The 15,401-nt window shown below is 58.0% G+C and carries 13 protein-coding genes and 4 tRNA genes; 5 read left to right on the top strand and 12 right to left on the bottom strand.

Annotated elements, in window-relative coordinates; genetic code table 11:
• The 6 genes from ICA16_RS13535 to ICA16_RS13560 all read right to left on the bottom strand — a co-directional run.
• Positions 1–2,510 (bottom strand): DUF6531 domain-containing protein (locus tag ICA16_RS13535; RefSeq protein ID WP_210700808.1); only part of this gene is annotated, 2,510 nt, incomplete at its 3' end.
• A 233-nt stretch (positions 2,511–2,743) separates the two neighbouring features.
• A complete protein-coding gene (locus tag ICA16_RS13540; RefSeq protein ID WP_150601260.1) occupies positions 2,744–3,151 on the bottom strand; it encodes an SEL1-like repeat protein in 408 nt (135 codons plus the stop codon).
• Complete coding sequence (locus ICA16_RS13545; RefSeq protein ID WP_003223109.1) at positions 3,152–3,523, bottom strand: hypothetical protein; 372 nt, start codon at positions 3,521–3,523, stop codon at positions 3,152–3,154.
• Positions 3,520–3,861 carry a helix-turn-helix domain-containing protein gene (locus tag ICA16_RS13550; protein WP_210553651.1) on the bottom strand — a complete coding sequence of 114 codons (342 nt, stop codon included), beginning with the start codon at positions 3,859–3,861 and terminating at the stop codon, positions 3,520–3,522. Before ICA16_RS13550 ends, ICA16_RS13545 begins: the two co-directional genes overlap by 4 nt.
• A 112-nt stretch (positions 3,862–3,973) precedes the next feature.
• Positions 3,974–4,429 carry a YkvA family protein gene (locus ICA16_RS13555; RefSeq protein WP_150618477.1) on the bottom strand — a complete coding sequence of 152 codons (456 nt, stop codon included), beginning with the start codon at positions 4,427–4,429 and terminating at the stop codon, positions 3,974–3,976.
• A 294-nt stretch (positions 4,430–4,723) separates the two neighbouring features.
• Positions 4,724–5,440, bottom strand: a complete 717-nt coding sequence (locus tag ICA16_RS13560) for a BamJ family beta-barrel-assembly machinery protein (protein ID WP_042558398.1) — start codon at positions 5,438–5,440, stop codon at positions 4,724–4,726.
• A 270-nt stretch (positions 5,441–5,710) separates the two neighbouring features.
• Between ICA16_RS13560 and ICA16_RS13565 the strand changes: the two genes are divergently transcribed.
• Positions 5,711–7,519: a di-heme-cytochrome C peroxidase gene (locus ICA16_RS13565; protein WP_210700809.1), complete on the top strand. Its 1,809-nt coding sequence runs from the start codon at positions 5,711–5,713 to the stop codon at positions 7,517–7,519.
• Entirely contained in the window at positions 7,516–8,706 is a 1,191-nt protein-coding gene (locus ICA16_RS13570; protein ID WP_210700810.1) for a catalase family protein, read from the top strand. The genes ICA16_RS13565 and ICA16_RS13570 overlap by 4 nt, the downstream gene beginning before the upstream one ends.
• Here the strand turns inward: ICA16_RS13570 and ICA16_RS13575 are convergent.
• The 5 genes from ICA16_RS13575 to ICA16_RS13595 all read right to left on the bottom strand — a co-directional run bounded on the left by ICA16_RS13575 (position 8,645) and on the right by ICA16_RS13595 (position 10,748).
• Positions 8,645–10,006 (bottom strand): hypothetical protein, encoded by a 1,362-nt coding sequence (locus tag ICA16_RS13575; RefSeq protein WP_210700811.1) that lies wholly within the window; start codon positions 10,004–10,006, stop codon positions 8,645–8,647. The genes ICA16_RS13570 and ICA16_RS13575 overlap by 62 nt on opposite strands.
• A 207-nt stretch (positions 10,007–10,213) precedes the next feature.
• Positions 10,214–10,290, bottom strand: a tRNA-Asp gene (locus ICA16_RS13580).
• 19 nt (positions 10,291–10,309) lie between these two features.
• A tRNA-Val gene (locus ICA16_RS13585) sits at positions 10,310–10,385 on the bottom strand.
• Between the two features lie 191 nt (positions 10,386–10,576).
• Positions 10,577–10,653 (bottom strand) — tRNA-Asp (locus ICA16_RS13590).
• A gap of 19 nt (positions 10,654–10,672) precedes the next feature.
• Positions 10,673–10,748 (bottom strand) — tRNA-Val (locus ICA16_RS13595).
• A gap of 159 nt (positions 10,749–10,907) precedes the next feature.
• On the opposite strand from ICA16_RS13595, the gene rdgC reads away from it, so the two are divergent.
• The 3 genes from rdgC to sugE all read left to right on the top strand — a co-directional run bounded on the left by rdgC (position 10,908) and on the right by sugE (position 13,381).
• Entirely contained in the window at positions 10,908–11,828 is a 921-nt protein-coding gene (rdgC, locus tag ICA16_RS13600; RefSeq protein ID WP_042558339.1) for a recombination-associated protein RdgC, read from the top strand.
• A 154-nt stretch (positions 11,829–11,982) separates the two neighbouring features.
• The gene (locus ICA16_RS13605; protein ID WP_210700812.1) at positions 11,983–12,948 is read left to right on the top strand and encodes a bile acid:sodium symporter family protein; all 966 of its coding nucleotides are present in this window, start codon (positions 11,983–11,985) and stop codon (positions 12,946–12,948) included.
• A gap of 118 nt (positions 12,949–13,066) precedes the next feature.
• A complete protein-coding gene (gene sugE / locus ICA16_RS13610) occupies positions 13,067–13,381 on the top strand; it encodes a quaternary ammonium compound efflux SMR transporter SugE (protein WP_042558337.1) in 315 nt (104 codons plus the stop codon).
• 122 nt (positions 13,382–13,503) lie between these two features.
• On the opposite strand, the gene ICA16_RS13615 is transcribed toward sugE, so the two are convergent.
• Positions 13,504–15,378, bottom strand: a complete 1,875-nt coding sequence (locus tag ICA16_RS13615) for an MFS transporter (RefSeq protein ID WP_150618472.1) — start codon at positions 15,376–15,378, stop codon at positions 13,504–13,506.
• Positions 15,379–15,401 lie beyond the last annotated feature (23 nt).

The following is a 15,401-nucleotide window of genomic DNA, read 5'->3' on the forward strand; positions in this document are numbered from 1 at the left end:
GCACCGTGTTCATCAACAGTGGTAGTCCTGCGCCCCAGCGCATCGTAGGAAAAACGCCGCACGCCAGCATCGGGCAGGGTTTCTTCAACCAACTGACCGAGGGGGTTCCAGACAAACACGTGTCGACCGGTGTCCGGGTAACGGATCGACAGCAACTGCCCGCGAGCGTCGTAGTGGTAATGGCTGACCTGACCATCGGGATCGACCGCCTCAGTGACATCGCCCTGAGCATTGCGCCGGTAGGTCCATACCGCGTCGCCACGTGAGCGGCTGTGCAGGAAACCGTTGCGGTACTCGTAGGACGTTGGCACATCGTCTGGCGGAAGCAGCGCGATCAGCCGTCCGACATCGTCGTAGCGGTATTCGGTGACGGCGCCTAAGGGATCCTGCTCGGCGACCAAGCGGCCCGCAGCGTCGTAGGTCTTGAGGTGTTCGCCGCCGTCGGCCTCGACCTTGCGCACCAGTCGTGCACGGTCGTCGTGGACGTAGGTTTCTTCGGTGCCATCGACGTGATGCACGACGACGCTGCCGTCGTCATGCCAGACATAACGCGTGTCCATTTGCGAGAACGACGCCCAGTGCCTGACGCAACGTGCAGCCTTGCCAGCGCGTTCCCACTCCCAGAAAAAACTCGCGCCGCCCGTGAGTTGCCGCTGGAGAATGACGTGCTGATCGTCGTAGTCGTAACGCTCGCTGTCGCCGACCGCGTTACGCGCCTCGACCAGATGCTGATAGGCGTCGTAGCGATAACTGACGAGGGTGTGTTCGGTGTGCCAAGGCTCGGCAAGGTTCAGCGCCGAGTCAAAGCGCTGGTAATCAACCGCGATCAGATGCGCCCGGTCATACCGCAACAACAGCGCCCGACCCGCGCCGTTGTCCAGACGCTGAACCCGATCCTGCCGATCCCGAACTATGCGCAGACGATTGCCATACGCATCGCTGATCGCCGTCAGCCGCCCGGCGCGAAAGTGATAAAACCGCGCCACATCCCCCGCCAGCGCGAGGATCAATTCCTCCGGTTCATCCCCGAGAAAGATCGCCGCTCGCGACAGACTGTTATGGATCGCCGGCCGCTCAACACTCGGCAACGGAAACCGCGTACGCCGGTTTTCATGGTCAACCCAGACAACACAGTCGCCATCGAACTCCAGTCGATGCGCCAGCGAATGACTCCAGCCAAACCCCAGCCCGAGGTCGATCTCGGCGGCACTGGTGCGATAAAGCCTTGTGAACTCGAATGGCAACAAACCATCAAGCACGCCATCGCTCAGAGTCAGCAGTTCCTCACCGGTAACCATCGACACCGGGCAGCCGTCTCTGCAGGTGAGTGACACGCAATCGGCGCTGTCGCCATTGGGATTTTTCGCCTGATCCGGCGAATCGTCGTGGTGTTCGTTTTGCTTCAACGAGGCGTTGCGCTTGGCATTCCAGCGCAATTGCATCCGGCCTTTTTTCACGCTGGCGGCGATCCCGCGCGCGGCAACGGTCTTGTATTGATCAACGTACTTGATGAAGCCGCTGACGATGCCGAACATCGCCTTCACCAACCGCACCAGCGCCGACAGCAGTTGAACCGCGTGACCTGCCAGCCGTAGCGTCAGATAAGCGATTCCGCCGCCGCCACTCGCGAACGTCAGTGCGACGGCGATCAGCACATCGATCAGCACCTGCACCATCACCATCGACACCGCTTCTGCGGTTTTGCCGGCGACTTCACTGGGTGGGAGCATCTCCAGCCAAAGGCTGGCGGTACGTAACAGCAAACACAGCGCGGCCTCGTCACTGACCAGCAACTGAAGCTGCTCCATGACCTCAGGAGCCGTTTTTGCCAGATTGATCAGGTCAGTCGCGCCACTGCCCAACTGCTCCGCAAACTTGCCCGGATCCTTGAGAATGTCCGACAGCATTCCAATGCTGTCCCACACCCCTTCGATCGCCGCCCAACTACCGGCCAACATGCCGTTGCCTGCCGCCGTCGCCACCGACTGCGACCACTGCGGCTTGAACCCCTGCCATTCGTTGCGCAACCAGCCATCCAGTTCACCGCTCAAGCCGTCGTAGGACTTGAATAGCTCCTCGACCTGATCCTCACTGACTTCACTGTGCACATGCACGCGATAGAACTTGCCCGGTGTGCCTTCGAATACACCTTTACCTTTGGCATCGAGGGTGACGGGCGTCGATTCGCCGCCATCCATCGCCACCACATCGACCACGATATTGCCCAGCGGGATGTCGTAGACCGATTCGAACTTGCTCTCGATCAACATCAATCCGCCCTTCGGGCACTGGACGACATTGGAGAAGAATTTGTTGTCGCTGCTGCTGACGGCGGTACTGTTTTCACCGAAGCGGATCAACCGTTCCATGCCTACCAGCGAGGGCAGATCAGCGGCGTGGCTGACGGTATCGGCGGTGCGGCTGGCCCAATGCTTGAGCTGTTCGCGGTAAAGACTGAGGGTTTCTGGAAAGCTGTCGAGTGCTTGCTCGATGCGGGTGATGGCTTCCATCAACGCACGCGGCTGTGCGAGATGAACTGAATGACCGGGTCGAACATGAGCGTTCCCTCGCGCAAAAATTAGGCGCGGGAACTGTGCTGGGGATCAGTCAGAAAAGAAGTCAGGCAAGTAGGCGATGGCTGTAGGACTTATCTGCAAAACAGCAAAAACCTAAACGGACAACAAAACGCAAACGGGGCGTGAGGTTTCCCTCACGCCCCGTTTATCGGACGACACAACTGGATTTACTGCGTTGAATCTCCAGCACCCAGCTCTTTCAATTTAAGCTCGGCCAACGGGTGCCCGGCCTTGGCGGCCATACCCCACCAGCGCGCGGCTTCGTCAGGGTCTGGCGCTTTGCTCGCTGTACCCGCGAGACTGATCACGCCGACTTGATAGGCCGCTTTGCCATCGCCGGCCAGAGCCGCCAACCGCAACAGGCGCACGCCTTCTTCACGCGCTCCCAGCCCCACACCGCGAAAGGTCAGGATGTGGCCATAGAAGCTTTGCGCGCCGACATCGCCGAGGTTGGCCATGCGCGCAAACTGACCTTCAAGCCAGCGCCACCCGCGAGGCTGGCGCACAAACCATGACCAGTGAAACAGCCTGCGAGCCAGCCAATAACTGGCCCGCGCCTTGAGTCGTAAAAACACTCAGGCCTCCGCTGATTCCGGGTATTCATATTCGAAAACCCTGACCACTTCCGACGCATGCCAGGACGCTGCGGCAACGCCATCGGACGGCCCGGAAAACCGCCCCAGACGTTCGACACATTCAAAAAACCCGGTGCGTGGCAAACGACTCGCGCCCTGGCTGATAACCAGCGAACTGCGCAACGGCTGCTCGGCCTTGGCATCCAGCGCGGCCAGATGCTCAAGCGCGGCGGTCAAGGTTTGCATCGCTGGTGTCGGCAATTGCAGCCGTTCAAGCAACGCGCGGTAGGTCAATAGATGACGCTGGCGGCGCGCCTGATCCAGCTCCCCGAGTAATCCGTCCCAATGTTGACGACTGATGCGTACGCTCACGATTCATCCCTCCACCCTGGCACCGTCAGCTCCCAAGCGAGGCTACGACGAATCGCGGCGTCTGGCAGACGCTCGCCACTTTCGATCATGGCCAGATATGACGGGCTGATGCCTACCGTGCGGGCCAGCGCCTCGATGGCGATGCCCTTCCCTTCGCGCAAACTGCGGAGTTGATCCAGACCTGGAAGAATCGGGTCCGGTGTTGCCGCGAGCGGCTCTGGAGCCTGCCGCGACGGTGCTTCTTTGATGCCTGCTGCTTTCAATAGAGCCTGATACTGAGCCCAAGGCAGAACCGCGTATTCGGGCTCGCCATCGCGTGCAATTATCTGAATATCCATGTCTACCCCGTAGGACAACAACACTTAGCGAGTCGGCGCTTTTCCCTAGAAGTGTAATCCTAACAGCGGCCAAGGTCGCGAGGGGTATCTATCTGTGCGCAGGCTGGTTGAATCAGGGCTTTTTCGGACCCTGGAGCTGAAGTTGTTCGGGGGTATCGGGCAAGCGTTCGGCGACCGCGAGTTTTTCCGGATGCTGGCGATTGCGCCAGAGCCGGAAGGCATTGAGTTCATCATCGAGGACTTTCATCAGCCAGGCGAGGACAGCGATGTCATCGAGCATGCCGAATACCGGGATGAAATCCGGAATCGCGTCGACCGGACTGAGGAAGTACATCAGGCCCGCGACTACTGACACCAGGGCTTTGCCACTGATCGCCCGATAATCACCGCGCCAGTAAGCCAGACACAATGCCTGCAGCAAACGCAGATCATCCTTGAGCTTGCCGAGCCGATTACCTTGCGCGGCGCCTTTGCTGGCCACGGCGAACAGCAAGGTCGGCAGACGACCGCGAGCCAGCAGACGGCCAGCCAGAGGCAGGAATCGAGCGAAATTCCACGGAGCTTTCATCTATTCCTCCCGTTGAAATGTTATCCACACAAATTGTGGATAACCTTGTGAACAGAGCTGCATTTGCGCGCTGAGAGCCCCGTTTTATAAGGGCTGCGCTCAGATCGGGCGTTTTTTACTCACATAAAAAACCCCAATATTTCATTGACTTGGCGGCTCAGGGCGTCTAGCGCGGGCAGCCTTAAAGGCTATGACTCTTCTGACCGGCATCGGTTCGCTCTGTTTACCCTTGTCAAGGTCCAGATGCAACAACGCCCCGCATAAGCGAGGCGTTGTTGTCGAAGCCGTTACCGGTTACTTGGCAGCGGCGTCTTCTTTGGCTGGATCCTTGATGGCCAGCAGTTCCAGGTCGAAGACCAGAACCGAGTTGGCCGGGATTGCCGGGCTTGGCGATTGCGCGCCGTAAGCCAGATCGCTAGGGATGTACAGTTTGTACTTCTCGCCAACGTGCATCAGTTGCAGACCTTCAACCCAACCCGGAATCACGCCGCTCACCGGCAGATCGATCGGGCTGCCGCGCTCGACGGAGCTGTCGAATACGGTGCCATTGGTCAGCTTGCCAGTGTAGTGAACGGTCACTACGTCGGTAGGCTTGGGCTGTGCGCCGTCGGCTTTCTTGACCACTTCGTATTGCAGACCGGAAGCGGTGGTAGTCACACCCGCCTTCTTGCCGTTTTCTTCGAGGAACTTCTTGCCGGCAGATGCCGACTCTTCGCTCATCTTGGCCATGCGCTCTTCGGCACGCTTTTGCAGCGCAGCGAAAGCTTCGACCAGCTCTTCATCTTTCAGCTTCTGTTCTTTCTTGCCGACGGCATCTTCGATGCCCTGGGCTACCGCTTTGGAGTCCAGATCATCCATGCCTTCCTGAGCAAGGCTCTTGCCCATGTTCAGGCCGATACCGTAGGAAGCTTTTTGCGCCGGGGTTTTCAGCTCTACGCTGGTCTGCGAATCACAACCCGCAAGTACCAGGCTAACCAGGGCTACCGCCGCCGCCAACCGATGCTGTTTCATGCTATTTCCTTGTTCATGCGCCGAAAGGGCAATCGAGTAAAGCCGCGAGCTTATCAGGCCGCCACGACCAATGGCTACCGGCATGAGAGCAGGAAACTTCCGATAAGTTCAGGGATTAAAACGCATTGGGGTGCAGACACGATGAAGCTTCTGTCATCTGCCGCCGACAACGACCGACTCTCCTTGCTCCAATATCTGGCGTAATGGCCACTTGCCGCATAAGGTCAGGCTCAGGCATAACAGCGCAACAATTTGACAAGGATGTTTAACTTGCGCCTCTTACTCCGTGTGCTGACCCTGATCGCGCTCCTGCTGGGACTCGTCCTGGCGGTGGTTTTGTATTACGTCGCCAACCCGAAATTACCCGTTTATATCCCCGCCCAGCAGGTGCATTACCTGAATCAGTGGACTGAACAGGAGCGGCAGACCTATTACTTCACGCCCCAGGGCACACAGGTCAAAGGGCTGCGCTATGAATGGTTCCAGGCATTGGAGCTGCCATTCTCGCAGCAGCGTTTCGCCTCCCCGGAATACCTCGCGCGCTTTGGCTTTTTGATTGATCCGCAGCAAAAAGCCACGCCAAACAACCCCGGCAACCTTCCGGTCGGTTTCGCACGACACCAGAATCCTGGTAACTCCGAGCAATATCTGGACATAACTTGCGCGGCTTGCCACACCGGTGAACTGCGATTCAACGGTCAGGCTGTGCGCATCGACGGCGGTACGGCACAGCATGTCTTGCCTTCCAGCGTTCCTACATTACGCGGTGGCAGTTTCGGACAGGCATTGGTCGCCAGTCTGACCTCGACTTACTACAACCCGTGGAAATTCGAACGCTTCGCCCGAAGTGTTCTGGGCAATGACTACGACGCCCGTCACGAACAGCTGCGCAATGATTTCAAAGCCTCGCTGGACACCTTCGTGAAAGTCGCCTGGAACGACACTCACCGCGGCCTCTACCCAACCGAGGAAGGCCCCGGCCGTACCGATGCGTTCGGGCGAATTGCCAACGCGACATTCGGCGACGCGATTTCCCCCACCAACTACCGCGTGGCCAACGCGCCGGTGGACTACCCGCAACTGTGGGACATGTGGACGTTCGACTGGGTGCAGTGGAACGGTTCGGCGCAACAACCGATGGCGCGCAATATTGGCGAGGCTTTGGGCGTCGGCGCGACTCTGAATTTCTTCGATGCCAACGGCCAGCCGCTGCAAGGCGATGATCGCTACGCATCCAGCGTGCGCGTGCGCGACCTGCATAAAATCGAAGAAACCCTGCAACGCCTGCAACCACCCACCTGGCCCGAAGACTTGTTCGGTACCGTCGACAAGCCGCTGGCCACCAAGGGCCGTACGCTGTTTGTCGAAAACTGCGCCAGTTGCCACGTCCCGCGCAAGGCCCAGGAAGGCGACCGCTGGGTGCAGCATTTGCACATGTTGCCCGTCGCGGTGATCGGCACCGATTCGAACGCGGCCAACAACGTTGCCAGCCACCGTTTCGACCTGACAGCCCTGCAATGGAATTTGCAGGAGCTGGAAAAAATGGACGTGAAACTGCATCCCTCGCCCAAAGAGCCGCTGGATCTGAGCCAGTTGTCGGTGGCCAAAGGTCTGGCGTACGTCACTGCATTCGTCGAAAACCGTGCCTATCGCGAGGCAAACGTCAGCCCTGAAGAGAAACCCCGCCTCGACGGTTTCGGTCTGCCCATCGGCGTGCGCGAAAAGCTCGCCTACAAGGCGCGTCCATTGGCCGGCGTCTGGGCCACTGCGCCGTTTCTGCATAACGGCTCAGTGCCAAACCTTTATCAGTTGCTGTCGCCGCAGGATGAGCGCGCTACCACCTTCTATAAAGGCACCTTCGAATACGACCCGCGGCACTTGGGATATCGCACCGAAGCCTTCACCAATGGTTTCCTTTTCGATACGCGCATCAGCGGCAATCGCAACAGCGGACATGAATTCCGCGCCGGCGCGCGTGGCAATGGCGTCATCGGCCGACTGCTGCAACCTGAGGAGCGCTGGGCATTGCTGGAATACCTGAAAGTTCTCGGCGGCCCATTGGAGGCGCAATTGCCATGATTTCGACCTTTAAAAAAGAACTGCCGGTACTGGCCCGAATCTGGTTATGGCTAGGCCGTTTGCTGGGCAAAACCCTGCTGATCCTGCTCGTCATCGGCGTGCTCGGCTGGGCCGTCGCCACGGCATGGTTCGCCTGGCAGCATCGTGGCCCGGTGTCGGCACTGGAGCAGGTCCCGGCCAGTGAAGCAGGCATGACTCAGGACGTGATCCAGACGGCCGTGCGCATTGTCGATCAACACCGCGAAGGCACACGCTATCTGCGCGATGCTCACGCCAAGGCACATGGTTGCGTAAAAGCTGAAGTGAAGGTTTTGCCGGAACTGACTCAGTCATTGCGACAAGGCGTGTTCAGCGAGCCGGGTAAAACCTGGCAGGCGATGATTCGCTTGTCCAACGGCAACGCCTATCCGCAGTTCGACAGCATGCGCGATGCCCGAGGCATGGCGATCAAACTGTTCGACGTTGCCGGCAAACAATTGCTCGACAACCGCCAGCAACAACATGAACAAGACTTCGTGATGTTCAGCCACCCGAATTTCTTTGTCAGCGATGTCGCCGAGTACCGTCAGAATGTGGCCGCGCAGGCTGACGGCAAAAAGGTCATGGCGTTTTTCCCCGGGTGGGATCCGCGCACCTGGCAGATCAGGCATTTGTTTATTGCGCTGGCAACATTGTCGCCGCCGCCGGATAGCCCGACGGCAACCACATACTTTTCGGTTTCGCCCTACAAATTCGGTGAGGCGAATGCAAAGTTTCGTGTAGCACCCGATCCGGATAACTGCCCCGCTTACAAGCTGCCTGAACAGAATCACGACCTGCCGAACTTTCTGCGCAGCGCGTTGAATCAACAGCTGTCGACAGATCGCGTACCCGCCTGCTTCGTGCTGCAGATTCAGCGTCAGGATACCCATGATTACATGCCGATCGAGGACACCAGCATCGAATGGCGCGAACAGGATTCGCCCTTCGAAACGGTCGCGCGGATCACCCTGCCGCCGCAGGATTTCGATAACCCGGCGCTGAATCTGGCCTGCGATAACCTGTCGTTCAATCCGTGGTTCGGAATTGAAGCGCATCGGCCTATCGGCGGGATCAATCGGTTGCGCAAAGCGGTGTACGAAGCAGTCAGCGACTACCGTCATCAGCGCAATGTCGAAGGATCTTTCCTGCTGAGTGACGGCATTTAGCCTCCCTGGGGGCCGATGGGAAGACCTGGCCGACAGTCGGCCAGGTCTTGCTTGGCAAGAGAACATCCAACTCTCCTGCGTATACGACTTTGTCGACAAACATCCGCGGGGTCGTCACCCCCTCGATCAGATCCTCCTCAAAGTCCTCCGACATTTCGGCGATCAGTCGCCTGATGAGCACGTTGGGAAAGGAAAAGCTCAGAACCGCACCGTCGGGGGTGATCAGATACAGTTGTTGATGGGGTGCTGCGTTCAGTCGTTGCAGCCCGACTTTCAGGTCGGCGGGCGAGAAAAAGTTTTTGTAGAGATCAACATCCTGCGGGGGTAAACGGTCCAGGGGCAATGGATTGCTCGAGTGATAAAAGCCATCTACCTGGAAGCCATCAGGAAGCAGTGGATTGCCATGGACATCCTTGGGGAAGATCACCGCACGATCGAAACTGGCGTAATCGGTGAATTCGCCAGCGGTTACAAGATACTCGTCACGGTTCTTGTGTTTGAGAACGATGCCGACGGCTTGTCCGGAAGACGAGCAAGACTTTTGCTGCATTCGCAGGTAATTCGCGACGCCCGTGACATCCTTGAGGATAGGCCCGCAAACAGGCATGAGTTCGACGAGTGGCTTATCAGCTTCCTGCTCCGGATCGATTTCATCGTCCCAGTTCCAGTCTGGCGTCAGTTCCCCCCGGTGAACCCACTTATCACCTTTTACGACCGTGGCGACTTCACCCGCGGCTATTGCCAACAGGATCCAGATACTGGCCGGTAGCCAACCTTTCTCATACTTTGCCCGAAACAGCTGAGGTAGTCCGTTAGCGCCGTTGCTGATGATGGGAGTGAGTTCTTCCTCGTATGCCGATGAGGTGGATGTGTATGAGAGGAGACCGCCATCTGACGACACGTAACACTTGGAACACTGGCGCTCGGAGTGTGTAACAAGCCACACATCGTAAATCCTGAAGAATTCGTTGCGAGTACTTTCTTCCTCAAGAGTATTAAACGTGTTGGGCGAGAGGGGTACATTCCGATGAAAACTTGCCTCGATCGAATGACCGGGCGGACTTTTGAAAATGGTAGATGGAGGCCATGTTTCTGTTAAGGGTTTAGCAAACTCTTTACAAACGTACTGTCCCTGCTCATTTTTCAGAATGTACCAGCGCACCTCGGTATTGGATTCGAACTCCAATCGATGCAAATACGCGGCAGCGTCGTCCGACGTCCGGAACGCCGGATTTTGCGCAAGGAGGTTTTTTTTGTTCAACGGACATTTGGGGGGTTCTACAGCAGTGCTGTCAGGCATAGGGTCAGTCTCTCGGTAGGCTATTGAACGGAGTCATGACGCGAAATGAGTCATGAACAACGTTGCCCATTGTCCGAAAGCGGCTTGGCTGGCAGGCACTACATAGATATACGCAGCGAAAAATACTCAAACGCCAGACAGCAAAAAGCCCGCACTAGGCGGGCTTTCTGTGGTGATCTGGCGTTCAGTGTTCCAGATTACCGAATATGGCGCAGCGGACGGGACTCGAACCCGCGACCCCCGGCGTGACAGGCCGGTATTCTAACCGACTGAACTACCGCTGCGCGAAACGCTTGAAACGAATGGTGGGTGATGACGGGATCGAACCGCCGACATTCTGCTTGTAAGGCAGACGCTCTCCCAGCTGAGCTAATCACCCTTCGCTTCGTTACGGGACGCATTATGCCACAAGTTTTCGTAACGTGTTGATTTAATTGAATATTTTTTCAAATAAATCCGAAAACCGGTGAAACGACACATCCCGCGGGTACAACCTTGGAGCAGAAAAAAACCCGCCTTGGCGGGTTTTTCCGTGGTGACCTGGCGTTCAGCGTTCCAGGTTACCGAATATGGCGCAGCGGACGGGACTCGAACCCGCGACCCCCGGCGTGACAGGCCGGTATTCTAACCGACTGAACTACCGCTGCGCGTAACACATGAAACGAATGGTGGGTGATGACGGGATCGAACCGCCGACATTCTGCTTGTAAGGCAGACGCTCTCCCAGCTGAGCTAATCACCCTTCGCTTCGGTGTGGCGCGCATTCTACGGAGCGACCCCACCTCTGGCAAGCACTTTTTTAAATAATTTTCCGAGGCCTTCCAAAGGCTTAGAGAAGGGTTGGCCTATGCCACGGCGAAGACAATAATGCCCCCCTTTGTATAAAGGAGAGACTCACCCCATGTGGTTCAAAAACCTGCTTATCTATCGCCTGACCCAAGACCTGCCTGTCGATGCCGAGGCGCTGGAAACTGCACTGGCCACCAAACTGGCGCGTCCATGTGCAAGCCAGGAGTTGACCACCTACGGTTTCGTCGCGCCGTTCGGCAAAGGCGAAGATGCTCCACTGGTGCACGTCAGCGGTGATTTCCTGCTGATCTCTGCGCGTAAAGAAGAACGCATTCTGCCGGGCAGCGTCGTACGCGATGCGGTCAAGGAAAAGGTCGAAGAGATCGAAGCCGAGCAAATGCGCAAGGTCTATAAGAAGGAACGCGACCAGATCAAGGATGAAATCATCCAGGCCTTTCTGCCGCGCGCCTTTATCCGTCGCTCGTCGACCTTCGCTGCCATCGCACCGAAACAGGGTCTGATCCTGGTCAACTCGGCCAGCCCGAAACGCGCCGAAGACCTGCTGTCGACCCTGCGTGAAGTGATCGGCACCCTGCCCGTTCGCCCGTTGACCGTAAAAATGTCGCCAACCGCGACCATGACCGAATGGGTCACCACGCAGAAAGCCGCCGACGACTTCTATGTGCTGGACGAGTGCGAACTGCGCGACACCCACGAAGACGGCGGTATCGTGCGTTGCAAGCGTCAGGACCTGACCAGCGAAGAAATCCAGCTGCACCTGAGCACCGGCAAAGTCGTTACTCAACTGTCGCTGGCCTGGCAGGACAAGTTGTCGTTCATGCTCGACGACAAGATGACCGTCAAACGCCTGAAGTTCGAAGATCTGTTGCAGGATCAGGCGGAACAGGACGGCGGCGAAGAGGCCCTCGGCCAGCTGGATGCGAGCTTCACACTGATGATGCTGACATTCGGCGACTTCCTGCCGGCGCTGGTTGAAGCGTTGGGTGGCGAAGAGACTCCGCAGGGGATCTGACCTGCCTTTTGTGTGAAAGCTTAAAAGATCGCAGCCTTCGGCAGCTCCTACAACTGGAATGCATTTTTCCTGTAGGAGCTGCCGGAGGCTGCGATCTTTTTGCTGGCGACGTATGCTTAGCTTCCTAACGCTTTCACATAACAAGGAACAAGCCATGCGCGCACTGGCTGCACTCAGCCGCTTTGTCGGCAACACCTTCGCTTACTGGGTTCTGATTTTCGCCGTTGTGGCCTTCCTGCAACCGGCGTGGTTCCTCGGCCTGAAAAGCGCGATCGTGCCGCTGCTCGGGCTGGTGATGTTCGGCATGGGCCTGACTCTCAAACTTGATGACTTCGCCGCCGTCGCCCGCCAACCCTGGCGTGTGGCGCTGGGCGTGGTCGCACATTTCGTGATCATGCCGGGCATGGCGTGGTTGCTCTGCCAGATTTTTCATCTGCCACCGGAGATCGCCGTCGGCGTGATTCTGGTCGGTTGCTGTCCGAGCGGCACGTCGTCCAATGTGATGACCTGGCTGGCCCGCGGTGATCTGGCGTTGTCGGTGGCCATCGCCGCCGTCACCACCCTCCTCGCTCCGCTGCTGACCCCGGCGCTGATCTGGCTGCTGGCCTCGGCGTGGTTGCCGGTGTCGTTCATGGAGCTGTTCTGGTCGATCCTGCAAGTGGTGCTGTTGCCGATCGTTCTTGGCGTGGTTGCGCAACGTTTGCTGGGCGACAAGGTTCGTCATGCGGTGGATGTTTTGCCGCTGGTGTCGGTGGTGAGCATCGTGATCATCGTTACCGCCGTAGTGGCGGCCAGTCAGGCGAAGATCGCCGAATCCGGTGTGTTGATCATGGCTGTGGTGATGCTGCACAACAGCTTCGGTTACTTGCTGGGCTACTTCACCGGGCGTTTGTTCAACCTGCCGCTGGCGCAGCGCAAATCGCTGGCACTGGAAGTGGGCATGCAGAACTCGGGATTGGGCGCCGCGCTGGCCAGTGCACACTTTTCGCCACTGGCGGCGGTACCGAGCGCGTTGTTCAGCGTTTGGCACAATATTTCCGGGGCGCTGCTGTCGACGTATTTCCGGCGAATGAGCGAGAAGGACGATCGCGAAACGTTGGCCCGACAGGCGGCTGACTGACTTCAGAACTTGATCCCCGGGTTAATGCTCGTCAATATGTTGCGCAACGCGGGGACGACCCTGCGGCTCGATCGAGTTTTAATCTGGGGACGACCCCGTCAATCGATGGAGGTCTTTCATGTCCTGGATCATTCTGTTTTTCGCCGGCCTGTTCGAAGTCGGCTGGGCCGTCGGCCTCAAGTACACCGATGGCTTCAGCCGTCCACTCCCCACCGCACTGACCATTGCCGCCATGGCCGTCAGCCTTGGCTTGCTGGGCCTTGCCATGAAGGAATTGCCGCTGGGCACGGCCTATGCGATCTGGACGGGCGTCGGTGCCGTGGGCACGGTGATTGCCGGGATCATTCTGTTTGGTGAGTCGATGGCGCTGATTCGGCTGGCCAGTGTGGCGTTGATCATCACGGGTTTGATCGGGCTCAAGGTCAGCGCTTAGGCCACTGGCCCCATCGCTGGCAAGCCAGCTCCCACAGTTTCGTTGGTGTACACAAAACCGGTGTTTACCGAAGCTCCCTGTGGGAGCTGGCTTGCCAGCGATGAGACCAGCACAATCACCGATTATCTAACGGTGCCTCGCAACTCCCCCACCAACCCCTGCAACTTCAACGGCTCAGCCGCTTCCACCGCAACAGCAGAACCCGCCACCAGCGTCACCCGCGACCACAACCGCCGAAACACGCCTTTGTTCGGATCGCGACTGAAGAAACTCCCCCACAACCCCTGCAACGCCAGCGGAATCACCGGCACCGGTGTCTCTTCCAGAATCCGCGTCAGCCCGCCCTTGAACTCATTGATCTCGCCATCGGTCGTCAACTTGCCCTCAGGGAAGATGCACACCAATTCACCGTCCTTCAGATATTGAGCGATACGACTGAAGGCCTTTTCGTAGATCTGGATGTCTTCGTTGCGGCCGGCAATCGGAATTGTCCCCGCCGTGCGAAAGATAAAGTTCAGCACCGGCAGGTTGTAGATTTTGTAGTACATGACGAAGCGAATCGGCCTACGCACTGCGCCGCCGATCAGCAACGCATCGACGAACGAAACGTGATTGCACACCAGTAACGCCGCGCCTTCATCCGGAATCGCGTCCAGGTTGCGATGTTCGACGCGGTACATGGAGTGGCTGAGCAGCCAGATCATGAAACGCATGCTGAACTCGGGGACGATCTTGAAGATGTAGGCATTGACGCCGATGTTGAGCAGCGACACCACGAGGAACAGTTGCGGGATCGACAGCTCGACCACACTCAGCAGCACGATCGACACGATGGCCGAAATAACCATAAACAACGCGTTGAGAATGTTGTTGGCAGCGATCACCCGCGCCCGCTCGTTCTCGGCAGTGCGCGACTGGATCAACGCATACAACGGCACGATATAGAAACCACCGAAAACGCCGAGGCCGAGAATGTCGAACAGCACAGCCCAGGTGTGGCCGAAACTCAGCACTTCAATCCAGCTATGGCCAGTGACACTGTCGGGAATTCCGCCGGAATGCCACCACAGCAGCAGGCCGAACACGGTCAGACCGAACGAACCAAACGGCACCAGACCGATCTCGACTTTGCGCCCGGAAAGCTTCTCGCAGAGCATCGAACCCAGCGCGATCCCGACCGAGAACACGGTAAGGATCAAGGTGACCACGGTTTCGTCGCCGTGCATCCACTCCTTGGCGTAGGCCGGGATCTGCGTCAGATAAATCGCCCCGACAAACCAGAACCACGAGTTGCCGACTATCGAGCGCGACACCGCCGGCGTCTGGCCCAAGCCAAGTTTCAAAGTAGCCCAAGACTGACTGAAGATGTTCCAGTTCAGGCGCATATCCGGGGATGAAGCCGCCGCGCGGGGAATGCTGCGGCTGGCCAGATAACCCAGCACTGCAATGCCGACGATGGCGATCGACACCAGCGGCGCGTAGTGGGTCGACGACATGATTACCCCGGCGCCGATGGTGCCGGCCAGAATCGCCAGGAACGTGCCCATCTCCACCAGACCATTACCGCCGACCAGTTCTTCTTCACGCAAGGCCTGCGGCAGGATCGAATATTTCACCGGCCCGAACAGCGCCGAGTGAGTGCCCATGGCGAACAACGCCACCAGCATCAAAGACAAGTGATCGAAGAGAAAGCCGACGGATCCCACAGCCATGATGGCGATTTCCGCCAGTTTGATCAGACGGATCAGCGCGTCCTTGGCGAATTTCTCGCCGAACTGCCCGGCCAGCGCCGAGAACAGGAAGAACGGCAGAATAAACAGCAACGCACACAGGTTGACCCAGATCGAACGGTCACCTTCGATGGTCAGCCGATAGAGAATGGCGAGGATCAGCGACTGCTTGAACACGTTGTCGTTGAACGCGCCGAGCGACTGCGTGATGAAGAACGGCAGGAAGCGCCGGGTGCGCAGCAGGTTGAACTGTGAGGGGTGACTCATCTTCCGTGTTTCCCTGATGTTTA

It is taken from the genome of Pseudomonas anatoliensis (genome assembly GCF_017976235.1).
Lineage (GTDB): Bacteria > Pseudomonadota > Gammaproteobacteria > Pseudomonadales > Pseudomonadaceae > Aquipseudomonas > Aquipseudomonas anatoliensis.

Bases quoted from the DNA above. Each gene is read 5' to 3' on its own strand.
- ICA16_RS13550 (WP_210553651.1), bottom strand. From the start codon at position 3,861: ATGGATATTCAGATAATTGCACGCGATGGCGAGCCCGAATACGCGGTT.
- ICA16_RS13575 (WP_210700811.1), bottom strand. From the start codon at position 10,006: ATGCCTGACAGCACTGCTGTAGAACCCCCCAAATGTCCGTTGAACAAA.
- rdgC (WP_042558339.1), top strand. From the start codon at position 10,908: ATGTGGTTCAAAAACCTGCTTATCTATCGCCTGACCCAAGACCTGCCT.
- sugE (WP_042558337.1), top strand. From the start codon at position 13,067: ATGTCCTGGATCATTCTGTTTTTCGCCGGCCTGTTCGAAGTCGGCTGG.
- ICA16_RS13605 (WP_210700812.1), top strand. From the start codon at position 11,983: ATGCGCGCACTGGCTGCACTCAGCCGCTTTGTCGGCAACACCTTCGCT.
- ICA16_RS13570 (WP_210700810.1), top strand. From the start codon at position 7,516: ATGATTTCGACCTTTAAAAAAGAACTGCCGGTACTGGCCCGAATCTGG.
- ICA16_RS13555 (WP_150618477.1), bottom strand. From the start codon at position 4,429: ATGAAAGCTCCGTGGAATTTCGCTCGATTCCTGCCTCTGGCTGGCCGT.
- ICA16_RS13615 (WP_150618472.1), bottom strand. From the start codon at position 15,378: ATGAGTCACCCCTCACAGTTCAACCTGCTGCGCACCCGGCGCTTCCTG.
- ICA16_RS13560 (WP_042558398.1), bottom strand. From the start codon at position 5,440: ATGAAACAGCATCGGTTGGCGGCGGCGGTAGCCCTGGTTAGCCTGGTA.